Source organism: [Borrelia] turdi (assembly GCF_030439285.2).
Lineage (GTDB): Bacteria > Spirochaetota > Spirochaetia > Borreliales > Borreliaceae > Borreliella > Borreliella turdi.
This window is the reverse complement of record NZ_CP124018.1, coordinates 302,296-317,022: the sequence shown is the minus strand read 5'-3', so window position 1 is coordinate 317,022 and position 14,727 is coordinate 302,296. Positions and strand designations below refer to the sequence as shown.

The window sequence follows — 14,727 nt, the reverse complement described above, 5'->3', positions numbered from 1 at the left end:
TAAATCACCTTTTTTATAAGTTTTAGGCAGGTGTTTATGGATTTAATCGATAATGAAAATTATAAAAAAATACTATATATTAATAACCTTGTTTTAAGGACTTTAAATGATATAGCAACTATAAAAGAGACTAGTGAATTTACATCAAATTCTAAACTTTCATTTGATCTTATTGATTTCAATTTGAATGTTTTAAGCTATATCTCGTCTTTGAATTATTTTTATACTAGGCCTAGATTGAAAATAAATTATTCTATAAAAAAAATTTTGTCTGGATTGATTTCTGATTTTAGTTTAGTTATTAGCCCTGTTCTTAGTATTACTCCAAGAGAGTTAATTGAAATGCCTCAGTCTCTTGATTTAAATCCCGAAGAGAGATTTTTGATTGTTAAAAAATTGGGTTATTTAATTGATTTGGCTAAAAATTTTAGCAAAAAAGATTCTAAAACGCTTGTTTTTCTTGAGGATATGTATCTTAAATTTATTGTTTTTTCTAAAAATATTATTGATTTTAGAGATTTTTCTAAAAATTTAAAACCCGAGAGTCCTTATTATAAATTTCAAGTTGAACATCTAATGAAAGTGTTGGAGCTTTTAGAAGAAGGAGCCTTCATTTTAAGGAGCAAATATGAACTTAGTGGATCTCATGAATTTGGAGTGCATTCTCTTGGATATCTTGAGGCCGGAAGAGCTTTGGCTATTATAGCTTCTCAAAAAGAAGCTGCTGAAAAATTTTCAAGGTTTCATGGAGTTTGGTCTTCAAAGTTTAGTTCAGATTTAATTAAAGTAAAATAGATGGATTAAAGTTAGGGAAGGTAGTTATATTGAGTTTTAATATAGAAAAAGGCACAATTAAATTCAGAAAATTAAAAATTTTTTTGATCTTGAGCTTGTTTTTATTATTTATAATTTTAATTGATTTTTTTATAAGATCTACTATGAATGTATCTAATTTTTATGATTTTAAGAATTTTGAAAAAAAATCTGATTATAAAAATATAAATTTAAGCAAGAATGTTTTTGTATCAAATAAGGTTTTAAATCTTAATTTTAGAGAATCTTGTTATTTTATTTTAAGTGATAACTTAATAAGCTATTCAGACTATTATTATGTACTTTTTAAGTATGGCGAGGATTATTCCGTTTTTTCTGCTAAAGACAATAAATTTTTGTTTAAACTCGGGTTTAAAGATTTTGTTTTTGTAATAAACAATTTAATTTTTACTTTGAATAACTTGTATAAAACCTTAGAGGTTTACGATTCTAGTGGAAACAATATACTATTGCTCAATTTTTTATCCTCAATTTTAAGTGTGGATTATAATAATGAATTTTTAGTTTTGGGACTTTCTAATGGTGAGATTTATATATATAAACAAGGCAAAATAATTTATATGGAAAATTTTTTAGAAAAAAAATTTCCAACATGCTTTGTTAAATTAAGTTCTGATAATAAATATTTAGTTTCACTAAAAGGTAATTCCGAGTATTTTTTAGAAATAATTGATTTAGAAAATAATTATAAAAAAATTTTAGAGTTAAACAATTTAACTATTAATAGTTTTGAGACTTTTATAAAAATAGATAATTATCATAATTTGTTTATTGAAGGCAAAAATTCATTTATGGTGATAAATATTAAAAGTGGTAGAATATTTAAAGTTGAAAATAAAAATTCTATTTTAAGAGCATCATATGATTATTTCCAAAATATCTACAGAGTATATCTTTATTTTGAGAGTGAAAAAATTATTAATATAAAAACTTATTCTGCAAATTCTTTTAGGTTGCTTGATAATATCTTTATTAAAGATGAAATAAGCTCTTTTGTTGAATTTGGGAAGGGACTTTTGTATTTTAATAGTAATAATGATTTAAAATATTTGGGATTGGGGCAGTGATTTTAATTGTTTTTATATTTTTCTTTAATATTTTAGATTTATATCCATTTTTGGAATTCAGGAATGATGAAAAGTTTGCTTTAGTTAAAGATTTTGGTGTATTAGATAATAATAAATTAAATATTGGAGTAAGGCTAAGGCCCTTAGGAAAGACCGTATCTGTTTTTTCAAATAATTATAAAATCTTGTATTCAAAAAACAGGTTAGATAGGAATGGTAGCATTTTAATAATTTTTGACAACGATTTAAATTTGAATTTAGAGGTTTTAGGAGGGTTTTTATATAAATTTGGAAAGATTTTTTTAAAGGATGAAAAGAGTGTTATTGATTTAGTAGTTAATGATCCTAGTGCTAAAAAGATTATCAATCCTTTGTTTGTTATCAAGAATAGGAACAATATAGTTGCTGATACAGTCCATACCTTAGATAGAATTTTTTTAAAAGGAAAGGGTGATGATGAAAGATTAGAATTATCAAAAAATATGAATTTAAATGTCGATTCTGGTCAATATAGCCTTTTATTATATTTTCATGCTCAAAAAGTAGAATCTTTTGAAAATTCTCTTAAAGGAATTTATTATTTTGAAGCTATTTTGAATAATAAAAGTATTCTCCGTTCAGATTTTCAAAATATTTTTTTGATTAATAATACATATGCTTTAGCCCAAGAGAAAAATTATGGATTAGATATTTTGAATATTAAAAAAGATGGCGGATGTCTTAAAATAAATGATCTTAATTTTATTAAGGGCAAGAATGAGCTTAAAATAAAATATGGTGATGTTTATGGGAATGAAAAAAAAATAATTTATAGGTTTAAATTAAATGAATAATAATGCTTTTCATTTTCCAGTACTTCTTGATGCGATTTGTAAGCTTATAGAAGATTTGCCTACAAAAAGTGATCTAATATACATTGATTCTACTCTTGGGGAAGGTGTTCATGCAAAAGCGATTCTTGAAAAATATGACTTTTTAAGTTTGATTGGAATTGAAAGAGATACTCAAGTTTTAAAAAGAGCAAAACAGTTTCTTTTTGTTTTTGAAGAGAGAATTACATATTTTAATGATTGGTTTGACAATTTTTTTGCCAATTACCCTTTAAATGTCAAAGCTAATTTTATCTTAGTTGATCTTGGTGTTTCTATGTTTCATTACAAGGGCAGTAAAAAAGGATTTTCTTTTCTTGAAGATGAACCTTTGGATATGAGGCTTTGTTCTTCTTCTCGTAGTATTAGTGCGGCTGAGATTGTAAACACTTTTAGTAAATATGATCTTGAAAGTTTAATCTATGATTTAAGCAATGAGCATTATTCTAGAAAAATTTCTAAGGCCATTGTAGAATATCGAAAAATTAAAAAAATACAAACTACAAAAGAGTTGCAAGCTATAATAAGTAAAGTTTATCCTTTTTCAAAAGCTAAAATAAATCCAGCTACAAAAACTTTTCAAGCGTTAAGAATTTATGTAAATGATGAGCTTGCTAGGCTTAAAAGGAGTTTGCCTTTGTGGGTAGAAAATTTAGCCAAAGATGGAATTTTAGCTATTATTACGTTTCATTCAATAGAGGATCGTATTGTAAAAGATTTTTTTAGAAGTTTAAGTTGTGATTTGTATGCTAAGATTTCAAAAAAGCCTATTATTCCAAGTTTTGATGAGATTAAAAAAAACAAACCTTCAAGGAGTGCCAAGCTTAGAGCTTTAAAAAAAATATGAATAGTATAAGTAAGATTGAGTTTGAAGTTTATTGTATTTTAATTTTAATACTAACAGTTATAGTGTGTTTTAATATTTACTTAAATTTTAGATATGTTGTAAAGCTTAGAGAATTTAATCATTTAAACAATGAACAGGAAAATATTATTGATGATAATTTAAGATTGCTGACAGTAATATATGAACTTGAAAATATTAATAGGATAGAGAGTTTTTGTTTTGGAGAATTAAATTTGGAAAAAAAAGCTAATGAAGATATAAATATTTTTGTTGACTAAAAGATTTTAGAATGAGGTTTGAATGCGTATAAAGATTAAGGATATTTTAATCTCTTCTAAAGATGTGAAGTTTGTAGGAAATATAAAAAATATTGAAAAGGTAGTATCGTTTTACTCTTTAGATAGTCGTGAAATAAAGGATAATAATATCAATGCTAGTCTTTATTTTGCATATAAGGGGAATAAAGTAGATGGATTTTCTTTTGTTAAATATTTAATTGATTTGGGTGTTGAATGTTTCATATGCTCAAGAGAACACGAATCTGAGTGTATTGAATATTTAAATGATAATGAAGGGTTAGTTTTTTTGCTTACAAGCAATGTAATAAAACTTCTTCAAGCTTTAGCATCGTATTTAATTAAAAAGACAAGTTTTAAAAGAATTGCTATTACAGGTAGTAATGGTAAAACTACAACCAAAGAAATGCTTTATAGTATTCTTTCAAAAAAATATAAAACTTACAAAACTTGGGGCAATTTAAATTCTGACATTGGCCTTCCTCTTAGCATTTTAAGGGTAGAAGGTAATGAAGAATATGCTGTTTTTGAAGTTGGAGTTAGTTATGTTGGAGAAATGGATCTTTTATCCCAAATTTTAAAACCAGAAATTGTTATTATTACAAATATAAGTTATGCACATATTCAAGCTTTCAATGAGTTACAAGTTATTGCTTTTGAAAAGAGTAAGATAATTGGCGAAAACATTGAAATCTTTGTTGTAAATGAAATGAATGATTATTGTGTCTATCTTGAAAAAAGAGCAAAAATTGCGAATCCAAATGTTAAAATCGTTTATTTTGATTTTGAAAATCTTAATATTAAATCATTTTCTTTTCTTGAAGGGAAATTTTCTTATAATTTTGTTTACAAGGGGTTTGAATACTCTATTTTATTACCGGGCCGGCACAATGTTTTTAATGCAATAGGGTGTATTAATTTGGCCCTATTTTTAGGAATGAGAGAAAAAGAAATAAAAGAAGGCCTTATTGAAACTGATTTTCAAAAAGGTAGGGCAGAAATTTTGACAAAAAATGGATATTTAATTTTGAATGATTCTTATAATGGCAATATGGGTTCTTTTATGGCCTTAAAAAATATGATTTTAGATATTAATATTCAAGGCAAAAAATTTATAGTTCTGGGGTCTTTTAAAGAGCTTGGGAAATTTGCATGCAAAACCCACAAAGATTTAATTCAAGAGGCTGTTTCAATGAATTTTGATAAAATTTTTCTAATTGGTGAAGAATTTTTAGATGTTAGAGATTCTGAGAATTTAATTGAAAAGTGTTTGTATTATTTTAGCGAGTTTGATAAATTTATTGATTTTTTTTTAAAAAGCTTGGAGCCTTCAGTTTTTATTGTCATTAAAGGTTCAAGGTTTAATAGGTTAGAGAGAATTTTAAATTACATTTAAATGATAATGAGGTTATTATGTTTTGCTTTTTAGGTTTGCGTTTGCTCAAATATATTACCTTTAGAATGGCTTATGCTACAATTTTTGCATTTTTGCTTTCTTTGATTGTAGGGCCTCATATTATTTTAAAGCTAAAAAAATTAAGGGTCGATCAAATTTTAAGAGAAGACGGCCCTAAAAGACATTTGAGTGAAAAAACAGGAATCCCTACTATGGGAGGTATTCTTATTTTTTTTTGTGTTTTTATCTCTTTAGTGTTTTGGAGCAACATTTTAAATGTTTATTTTTTGATTATGGCTTTTGTTATGCTTGGATTTGCTTTCTTGGGATTTGTAGATGATTTTTTGAAAATTAAAAAGAAAACCTCAGATGGGCTTAAAGCACGATTTAAGGTTTATGGGCAAATAATATTTTCTTTTATCTCTGTTAGTATTTTGTATTATTTTGGAGGTGAGCATGTTAGTATGATCTATTTTCCCTTTATTAAGTCTTTTAAAATAGATTTAGGATTGTTTTATATTCCTTTTGGTATGCTTGTTTTAATTTCTGCTTCTAATTCTTTTAATTTAACAGATGGACTTGATGGACTTGCAATTGGATTGAGTATAGTTATAACAGGGGCTTTAATAATAATCGCCTATCTTACAAGCAGGGCTGATTTTGCAGCTTATTTATATATTCCAAATATTAAAGGTTCTGAAGAGCTTGCAATATTTCTTGGAGCCTTGCTTGGAGGTAGTTTTGGATTTTTATGGTTTAATGCCTATCCTGCTAAAATTATGATGGGAGATACAGGAAGTCTGGCCTTGGGCGCTATTCTTGGAATGGCCGCTTTGATTTTAAAAAGCGAAATACTTTTTTCAATTCTTGCAGGTGTTTTTATTATTGAAACCATGTCTGTAATTATTCAAGTCATAGTTTACAAAAAGACTAAAAAAAGAGTATTTAAAATGGCGCCACTTCATCATCATTTTGAAGAACTTGGTTGGTCTGAGATGCAAGTTGTTATTAGATTTTGGATAATAGGGTTAATATTTGCTATAATTGCTTTAAGTACTATAAAAATCAGATAATTTATTATGTTTGTAGAGATAAATTCACTTAGAATGTGTTATTTGCTTGTTTTGCTGCTATTAGTGGCTTACGGTCTTGTAGTTTTTTATACTTCTTCCTTTTTTCTAAGCCTAGAACTAACAGGTAATCCAAATTTTTTATTTTTTACAAGACTTAATTATCTTTTTTTGAGCTTTATAGCTTTTCTTGTTTTTGAAAGAATTTCTTTAAATTTTTTAAAAAAAACAATATTTCCTGTATTGAGCATAACTCTTTTTTTAATTATAGCAACTTTTTTATCCCCAAGTATTTCTGGCGCAAAGAGATGGATATTTTTTCAAGGTATTAGTATTCAGCCTTCTGAGATTTTTAAAATATCTTTTACTATTTATCTTTCAGTTTATTTAAGTAAGTTCGATTTAAGAAAAAATAATAGTATTTCGTACTGGTTAAAGCCAATGTTTATTTTTGCAATTTTTTGGGTGTTGATAATTTTGCAAAACGATTATTCAACAGCTATTTATTTTGCTATTCTTTTTTTTATTGTTTTATTTGTTTCTAATATGGCATTTAGTTATGTTTTTGCTATTGTGATTACTTTTTTGCCAGTTTCTGCTATATTTTTGATGCTTGAGCCTTATAGGGTTTCTAGAATTTTTGCCTTTCTCAATCCTTACGACGATCCTTCTGGTAAAGGGTACCAAATAATAGCATCTCTTAACGCTTTAAAAAGTGGGGGAATTTTAGGTAAAGGTCTTGGAATGGGTGAGGTAAAACTTGGAAAATTGCCAGAGGCTAATTCTGATTTTATTTTTGCAGTTCTTGGAGAGGAATTGGGATTTTTAGGTGTTTTGTTTGCCATAATTTTATTTTTTTTGCTTTTTTACTTTGGCTATTTTATAGCTATTAATTCTAATAGTAGGTTTAAATTTTATATTGCATTTATTTCAAGTCTTGCAATTTTTCTTCAAAGCATAATGAATATTTTAATTGCAATTGGTCTTTTACCCCCTACTGGAATAAATTTGCCGTTTTTTTCATCTGGAGGATCTTCTATTATTGTTAGTATGGCACTTTCTGGCCTTATTTCAAATGTTGCAAAAAACTTAAGTAATAATTGATTGGATTTTTCTAGTACGGTAAATTGGTTTATTTTATGATTTTTGGGAGAAAATTTTTAATTAGGTATATATATTTTTCGACGTCTTTAATTTTTTTTGAAATAATAATTATTATTTTTGTATCTCCTTATTTTTTAATTAGGTATATTAGTATCAATAATGATATTTCTCTTTCTAAAGAAGATATAATCAAGATTTCGGGAATTAAGCCTGATACATATTATCATAATGCTAATGTTAGAATGTATGAGGAGAATCTTAAAAGAGATTTAAGGATAAAAAATGTTAAAGTTGATCTTAAGTTTCCCAATAAAATTAATATTAGAATAGAAAAAAGAATACCCGTTGCCGTTGCTTTAGAAAACGCAAATGATAATATTACTTATTATTTTATTGCATCAGATGGTGTAGTTTTGGAAAAAAGTAAGTATTTACTTTATGATTTACCCGTAATTAGTGGATTAGTTTTAAATGATAATAATGTAGGAGATTTTTTAGAAGATAGAATGCTTAATGTTGTAAGAGGCCTTGATTATCTTAAAATAAATCAAAAATATTTGTATAATTTAATATCAGAGGTCAATTTTTTAAAATTGAATTTCTATGATTATAATGTAATTTTGTATATTAAAAGTATATATAATAAAATATTGATAACAGTTGATATGGATTTAATAGATGTGATGCATAAAGTGTTTCTTGCAGTGGATTTGCTTAAAGGGAAGCCTGGTGTTATAGATTTAAGAAGTGGTAATATCATTTTGTTAGGAGAAGACTAGTGTCTAGGAATTTGATAGTAGGTTTAGATGTTGGAACTTCAAAAATTTGTACTGTTGTTGCTGAGGTAAATTTAAATGATCAATTAGAGATAGTTGGAATAGGCACTAGTATATCAAGAGGAGTTAGAAAGGGGGTTTTAATAAATATTGAAGCGGCTCTTGATTCAATATCTAATTCTATTGAGGCCGCAGAGCTCATCTCAGGATGTGACATTACATCGCTTTCGGTTTCCATGTCTGGAAGTAGTGTTGAGGGAACTAATTCACGTGGCGTTGTTGCAATAAATTCAAGAACAAGAGAGATTAATGAAGAAGATGTTGATAGGGTAATTGAAGCAGCAAAGGCAATTGTTATTCCAATGGATAGAGAAATTCTTCATGTTATTCCCCAAGAATTTATTGTAGATGGAATACCTCATATAAAAAACCCAATAGACATGATGGGGATTCGTCTTGAAGGAGAAGTGCACATTATTACGGGGTCTAGCTCTTCTAGTCAGAATTTAGTCAGATGTGTAAATCGAGCCGGCTTTGCCGTTGATGAGGTTGTTCTTGGAAGTTTGGCTTCATCTTATGCAACTCTTTCTAAAGAAGAGCGTGAGATGGGTGTTTTGTTTATTGATATGGGTAAAGGAACAACGGATATTATTCTTTATATTGATGGTTCTCCCTATTATACAGGCGTAATTCCTATTGGTGTTAATAGAGTAACTCTTGATATTGCGCAAGTTTGGAAGGTTCCTGAGGATGTTGCTGAGAATATTAAAATAACAGCCGGAATTGCTCATCCGTCTATTTTAGAGAGTCAAATGGAAACTGTAATTATCCCAAATCTTGGAACTCGGCCTCCTCAGGAGAAAAGCAGGAAAGAGTTATCTGTAATAATTAATTCAAGATTGAGAGAAATTTTTGAAATGATGAGGGCAGAAGTATTTAAACGGGGACTTTATAATAAAATTAATGGTGGGATAGTTTTAACAGGTGGAGGAGCTTTATTTCCAGGTATTTCTAACTTGATAGAAGAGGTATTTAATTATCCTGCAAGAATAGGTTTGCCAATGAGTATTAATGGGATTGGTGAAGAGCATATAGATCCTAAGTTTTCTTCAGCCCTTGGTCTTGTTCTTTATAAGCATGAGCAACAAAAATTCAATAAATTAAAGAAGGTAAGCAGTAAAGTTAAAAGAAAAAATAAAATATCTTCAAAGTTGAAAGGTTGGTTTTTGAAAGAATGGTTTTGACCAATCGTGGAGGAAGCGTTAATGAAAGATTATAATATGATTGATAGCCATACAAGAAGATTCGATTCTACCACAAATCCTACAATTCTTAAGGTGATTGGTGCGGGAGGCGGAGGTAGTAATGCCGTTAATCGTATGATTGAATATGGAGTAAGAGATGTTGAATTTATTGTGGCCAATACTGATCTTCAGGCTCTCCAAACTTCTATTGCTCCTATAAAAATTGCTCTTGGAGCAAAAGTTACAGCAGGGCTTGGTGCTGGAGGAAAGCCCGAGATTGGACAAGCTGCAGCAGAGGAAGATATAGACGTTATACGAAATCATCTTTCCGGTGCCGATATGGTGTTTATTACTGCTGGTATGGGGGGTGGGACAGGAACCGGAGCAGCTCCTGTTATTGCGCAAGTTGCAAAAGAGCTTGGCATTTTAACAGTTGGAGTTGTAACAAAGCCTTTTAAGTTTGAAGGGCCTAAGAAGTTGAGACTTGCCGAGCAAGGAATAAATAATTTAAGGAAATCTGTAGATACATTGATTATTATTCCAAATCAAAAGCTTTTAACTGTTGTTGACAAAAGGACTACCATTAAAGATGCTTTTAAGCGTGCAGATGATGTTTTGAGAATGGGCGTTCAAGGTATTGCAGGGCTTATTATTGAACACGGAGAGGTTAATATTGATTTTGCTGATGTTAAAAGCATTATGCAAGGGCAAGGCGATGCTTTAATGGGAATCGGATATGGCAAGGGAGAAAACAGAGCTGTTGATGCTGCAACTTCTGCTATTAGCAATCCACTACTTGAAGAGGTTCGTATTGAAGGGTCTAAAGGTCTTCTTGTTAATGTTACTGGAGGGGATGATTTCTCATTGCTTGAGCTTGAAGAGATTATGGGAATAATTACTGTTAGTGTTGATGATGAGGCTACTGTTATATATGGTCATGCCATTAATTCAAATCTTGATGATGAGATTTATGTTACAGTTGTTGCTACAGGTTTTGCATCTAAAAAGCAAAAAGAAATATCAAATGCACCAGAAAACAATACTTTAAGTTCCAAAGAATTTGATACTTTAATGTCAGGCAATCAAAATATTCCTTCTGGATCTTATAAACATCAAGATTCTTCTTTTGCAGCAAAGTCCAAAGATGTTAATTATTTTGATGATGATATTGATGTTCCAACATTTCTTAGAAATTTAAATAAAAAAAGTAGCGATGATTAGATGAAAATTTTGTCGTTAATAATATTTATTGATTTATTTTTGTCTTGTGGTAGTGAATCTAAAGAAAAATTGAATCTTGGGCTTAGGTTAAGAGAATTGGAAATTGCAGGCGGTGGATCTGAATCTAAGATTGAACTTTATAAGGAATTTATCGAAAAAGAAGATAAAAACATTTTAAAAATAGTTAATTCTATTGATAAGAAGGCCAGATTTTTCAATTTGATTGGCCTTGAATTTTTTAAGCTTGGTCAGTACGGGCCTGCGATTGAGTATTTTGCTAAAAATTTAGAAATCAATTCTAATAATTATTTATCTCATTTTTATATAGGTGTTGCTTCTTATAATTTAGCTAAAAATTTAAGAGTAAAAGATGAAGTTGAAAAATACATAGTTCTTGCTGAAAATTCTTTTTTAAAATCACTGGCAATTAGGGATGATTTTAAAGAATCTCTTTTTGCTATTTCTAATATGTATGTATATGATCTTGACAAACAACTTGAAGCTAAAAATTATTTAAATAAACTTGATGATATGGGTGAAAATTATTTTGAGTTTTTCATGTTAAGAGGTGCAAATTATTATTCACTAGGTGATCTTGGTAATGCTATATTGTTTTATGACAAAGCTAGTAAAAACGCTTCAACTCAAGAACAAAAAGAAGGTGTTTCTAGGATTATGAGTAATTTGAAGTAATTATTTATGATGAAATTGCTTTATATTGATAATTTGAAATTTTTAAAAAGCAAGGAAAAATTAAAACTTTTTAATAATTTTGATTTTAATGATATTATTAAATTGACCCAAAAGGATATTGAGTCTTATATTTTAAGATCATTTAGAAGACCATTTAGGTTGCCCGGTTTAAAATTAGTAGAATTACAAGAAAAAGTTATTCGAAGGACAAAGGCTAAAATTGCTATTCTAGGGTCTAAACTTTATCCTAATAAGCTTGAAAGAATTTATGAGCCGCCTTTTGCTATCTACTATAAAGGCAATTTACCAAATTTTTCTTCATTGTCTTGGGCTGTTGTTGGTTCTAGGAAAATTAGCAAAATTCTTGCTGAGAGAACAAGAGAATTTTCCTCACATCTTGCAAAAAATGGCATAGAGATTATTTCTGGATTTGCAATTGGAGCTGATATTGAAGCTCATATAGCAGCAATAAATGAGAATAGTAGAACATTTGCTGTTATTCCAACAGATATTGATAATATTTACCCTAAGCAAAATCGAAAATATGTTTTTAAGCTTTTAGAACAAGGTGGAGGAATAATTACTGAGACTTTGCCATTTGATAAAATTCAAAATTATTTTTTTGCCAAAAGAAATAGATTAATCTCAGGTTTATCAGATGCTATTTTTATAACTTATGCTCCCTTAAAATCGGGGGCTTTGATTACAGCTGAACTTGGTCTTGACTTGGGACTTGACATTTATGTTTATGATTTAAATTTTTGTGGTGATGGAGGCGTAAAATTATATAGTTTTGGCGCTCAAGAGATAAAAACTGTTAAGGATCTTTATACTTTATTGAATATTAAATATGTGGATTCTACTAATATTGAAGATGATGATCTTAAAGAGTTTTGTGATTGTAAAAAAGTATCTGATGTTCTTATTGGAGAGCTTTTAAAAGAGATATATAAATAGGGGGTAATATGGGATTTAAAGGAACTACAGTTATCGCAATAAAAAAAAATGGGAAGACTGTGGTAGCAGCAGATGGGCAAGTAACTTTTGGGCATACTGTTTTAAAGCGTAATGCTATTAAAATACGGAAATTGCTTAATGGGAAAATTTTAGCAGGATTTGCAGGTTCAACGTCTGATGCAATCACTCTTTTTGAAAAATTTGAAGAAAAAATCAAGGCAAAAGGTGATGGTTTGATTGACATTAAAAGGGCGGCTGTTGACCTTGCAAAAGATTGGCGTTCTGATAAAATACTTCATAAGCTTGAAGCCATGATGCTTGTTGCTGATTCTAAGAATATTCTTTTGATTTCTGGCACTGGTGATGTTGTTGAACCCGAAGAGGATGTTATTTCGATTGGTAGTGGTGGTAATTATGCATATTCAGCAGCTCTTGCTTACATGGATAACAAAAAATTAAGTGCTTTTGAGGTTGCGCTTAGATCTTTGAAAATAGCAGCAAGAGTGTGCATATATACTAATTCTAATATTGTGCTTGAGGAGATTGAAAATGAATAAATTAGAAGAGCATTATATAGTTCCCAAAGATGTGGTTTCAGAACTTGATAAGTATATAATAGGGCAAGACGAAGCTAAAAAATTAGTATCAATTGCTCTTGTTAATAGATATATAAGGTCCAGACTTCCAAAAGAAATAAAAGACGAGGTAATGCCTAAAAACATTATTATGATTGGGTCAACTGGCATTGGAAAGACTGAAATTGCAAGACGACTTTCTAAGTTAATTAAGGCTCCTTTTATTAAAGTTGAAGCTACAAAATATACCGAGGTTGGTTATGTTGGTCGTGATGTTGAATCTATGGTTAGAGATTTAATGGGCATTGCAGTTAATATGGTAAAAGAAGAGATGTATAGCACCGTAAGAGATGATGCTTTAGTAAAAACAGAGGAGAGAATAGTTGAGAGCCTTTTTAAAGGATCTGGTAATTCTGAGAATATAGATCCAAATGAAATAAAAGCAGAAGAAAAGGTAAAAGAGAAACTTAGAAAAAAGCTTAGAGCAGGCGAGCTTGATGATACTACTATTGAAATACAAATTTCTAGCAAAATGCCATTTTCTACAATAGAAATATTTACAGGTGGTAATTTTGAAGAGATTGACATGGGAATTGGTGGGTTATTAGGTAATATTTTTGATAGAAAAAAGAAAAGAGAATTAAAGATTAAAAAGGCAAAGGAAATAATTTTATCAGAAGAGCTTGAGAAATTAGTCGATCATGAAAATATCTCAGATATTGCAAAATATAAAGTCGAAAATATGGGAATTATTTTTATTGATGAGATCGATAAAATAGCTGCTAAGAATAGGAGTGGCAATGATGTATCTAGAGAGGGTGTTCAAAGAGATATCTTGCCAATTATTGAAGGCTCTAAAGTTAATACAAAATATGGAATAGTTGATACTTCTCATATTTTATTTATTGCAGCAGGGGCATTTAATTTGGCTAAACCTTCTGATTTAATACCTGAGCTTCAAGGGAGATTTCCAATTAAGGTTGAGCTTAAGAGTTTAAGCATAGACGATTTGAAGAAAATTTTAAAACAAACAAAAAATTCTTTAATAAAGCAATATGTTGCAATGTTTAAGGTTTATAATTTAGATTTAAAGTTTAGCGAAGAGGCTATAGATAGAATTGCAGAGCTTACTTTTAATATGAATCTTGAGAATGAAAATCTTGGTGCCAGAAGACTTCACGGTGTTATGGAAAAATTGCTTGCAGATCTTTTTTTTGAGGTACCTGGTAGTAAGTTGAAAAAATTTGAAATAAACTTGGATTATGTTAATAAAAAAATACAAATTAACGAACAAAAAGATTTAAATTATTATATAATTTAGTTGAAAACGATTTTAACAGAGGGGGTTTTAATTTGAATGATTTTGAAAGATCTGTGGATTTTTCACATAGGTATTTAGATGTTCTAAGTTTAAGACAAAGTGTTATTTCTGATAATATATCAAATGTAGATACTCCAAATTTTAAAAGAAGTAAAATTTCTTTTGAGTCGGAGTTTGAAAAGGCTTTTTTAAATAAAGATAAAAATAATTTAAGCTTGATTAAGTCTAGCGATAGGCATTTGTCTGGGTTTAAAAATATGGAGTATTCAGATGTTAAGCCCCATAGGGTTCTTGACCATTTTTCAACTATGAATAATAATGGCAATAATGTTGATATTGATTCTGAGATTAAGGCACTTGTGCAAAATCAAATGATGTATCATCTTATGACTAATGTGCAGGCGCATTATTTTAAAAGTATAAATATTGTATTAAAATAAATTAATATCTTAAGGAA

The 14,727-nt window shown here is 28.8% G+C and carries 16 protein-coding genes; all 16 read left to right on the top strand.

The annotated features are described in order from the left end of the window. The first annotated feature begins 36 nt into the window (after positions 1–36). The 16 genes from QIA31_RS02065 to flgB are packed head-to-tail and all read left to right on the top strand — an operon-like array spanning position 37 to position 14,710. Positions 37–795, top strand: a complete 759-nt coding sequence (locus tag QIA31_RS02065) for a hypothetical protein (protein ID WP_301394050.1) — start codon at positions 37–39, stop codon at positions 793–795. 29 nt (positions 796–824) lie between these two features. After that, on the top strand, positions 825–1,901 hold the full coding sequence (locus QIA31_RS02060; protein ID WP_301394049.1) for a hypothetical protein: 1,077 nt from the start codon (positions 825–827) through the stop codon (positions 1,899–1,901). Beyond that, complete coding sequence (locus tag QIA31_RS02055) at positions 1,898–2,734, top strand: hypothetical protein (RefSeq protein ID WP_301394048.1); 837 nt, start codon at positions 1,898–1,900, stop codon at positions 2,732–2,734. Before QIA31_RS02060 ends, QIA31_RS02055 begins: the two co-directional genes overlap by 4 nt. Then, positions 2,727–3,617: a 16S rRNA (cytosine(1402)-N(4))-methyltransferase RsmH gene (gene rsmH, locus QIA31_RS02050; protein ID WP_301394047.1), complete on the top strand. Its 891-nt coding sequence runs from the start codon at positions 2,727–2,729 to the stop codon at positions 3,615–3,617. Before QIA31_RS02055 ends, rsmH begins: the two co-directional genes overlap by 8 nt. Beyond that, the gene (locus QIA31_RS02045; RefSeq protein ID WP_151059971.1) at positions 3,614–3,895 is read left to right on the top strand and encodes a hypothetical protein; all 282 of its coding nucleotides are present in this window, start codon (positions 3,614–3,616) and stop codon (positions 3,893–3,895) included. The genes rsmH and QIA31_RS02045 overlap by 4 nt, the downstream gene beginning before the upstream one ends. A gap of 22 nt (positions 3,896–3,917) precedes the next feature. Beyond that, positions 3,918–5,309, top strand: coding sequence for a UDP-N-acetylmuramoyl-tripeptide--D-alanyl-D-alanine ligase (locus QIA31_RS02040; RefSeq protein ID WP_301394046.1), 1,392 nt, complete (start codon positions 3,918–3,920; stop codon positions 5,307–5,309). 17 nt (positions 5,310–5,326) lie between these two features. Next, the gene (mraY, locus tag QIA31_RS02035) at positions 5,327–6,382 is read left to right on the top strand and encodes a phospho-N-acetylmuramoyl-pentapeptide-transferase (RefSeq protein ID WP_301394045.1); all 1,056 of its coding nucleotides are present in this window, start codon (positions 5,327–5,329) and stop codon (positions 6,380–6,382) included. A 42-nt stretch (positions 6,383–6,424) separates the two neighbouring features. Then, positions 6,425–7,483, top strand: coding sequence for a putative lipid II flippase FtsW (ftsW, locus tag QIA31_RS02030; protein WP_301394465.1), 1,059 nt, complete (start codon positions 6,425–6,427; stop codon positions 7,481–7,483). Positions 7,484–7,518: 35 nt separating this feature from the next. Continuing rightward, the gene (locus QIA31_RS02025; protein WP_301394044.1) at positions 7,519–8,262 is read left to right on the top strand and encodes a cell division protein FtsQ/DivIB; all 744 of its coding nucleotides are present in this window, start codon (positions 7,519–7,521) and stop codon (positions 8,260–8,262) included. Then, on the top strand, positions 8,262–9,503 hold the full coding sequence (ftsA, locus tag QIA31_RS02020) for a cell division protein FtsA (protein ID WP_151059967.1): 1,242 nt from the start codon (positions 8,262–8,264) through the stop codon (positions 9,501–9,503). The genes QIA31_RS02025 and ftsA overlap by 1 nt, the downstream gene beginning before the upstream one ends. A gap of 21 nt (positions 9,504–9,524) precedes the next feature. Beyond that, positions 9,525–10,724 carry a cell division protein FtsZ gene (gene ftsZ, locus QIA31_RS02015; protein WP_301394043.1) on the top strand — a complete coding sequence of 400 codons (1,200 nt, stop codon included), beginning with the start codon at positions 9,525–9,527 and terminating at the stop codon, positions 10,722–10,724. Further along, positions 10,725–11,417 (top strand): tetratricopeptide repeat protein, encoded by a 693-nt coding sequence (locus tag QIA31_RS02010; protein WP_301394042.1) that lies wholly within the window; start codon positions 10,725–10,727, stop codon positions 11,415–11,417. Positions 11,418–11,426: 9 nt separating this feature from the next. Beyond that, on the top strand, positions 11,427–12,374 hold the full coding sequence (gene dprA / locus QIA31_RS02005) for a DNA-processing protein DprA (RefSeq protein ID WP_301394464.1): 948 nt from the start codon (positions 11,427–11,429) through the stop codon (positions 12,372–12,374). 8 nt (positions 12,375–12,382) lie between these two features. After that, a complete protein-coding gene (gene hslV / locus QIA31_RS02000; RefSeq protein WP_151059964.1) occupies positions 12,383–12,931 on the top strand; it encodes an ATP-dependent protease subunit HslV in 549 nt (182 codons plus the stop codon). Then, the gene (hslU, locus tag QIA31_RS01995; RefSeq protein ID WP_301394041.1) at positions 12,924–14,270 is read left to right on the top strand and encodes an HslU--HslV peptidase ATPase subunit; all 1,347 of its coding nucleotides are present in this window, start codon (positions 12,924–12,926) and stop codon (positions 14,268–14,270) included. The genes hslV and hslU overlap by 8 nt, the downstream gene beginning before the upstream one ends. Positions 14,271–14,302: 32 nt before the next feature. Further along, positions 14,303–14,710, top strand: a complete 408-nt coding sequence (flgB, locus tag QIA31_RS01990; RefSeq protein WP_301394040.1) for a flagellar basal body rod protein FlgB — start codon at positions 14,303–14,305, stop codon at positions 14,708–14,710. Positions 14,711–14,727 lie beyond the last annotated feature (17 nt).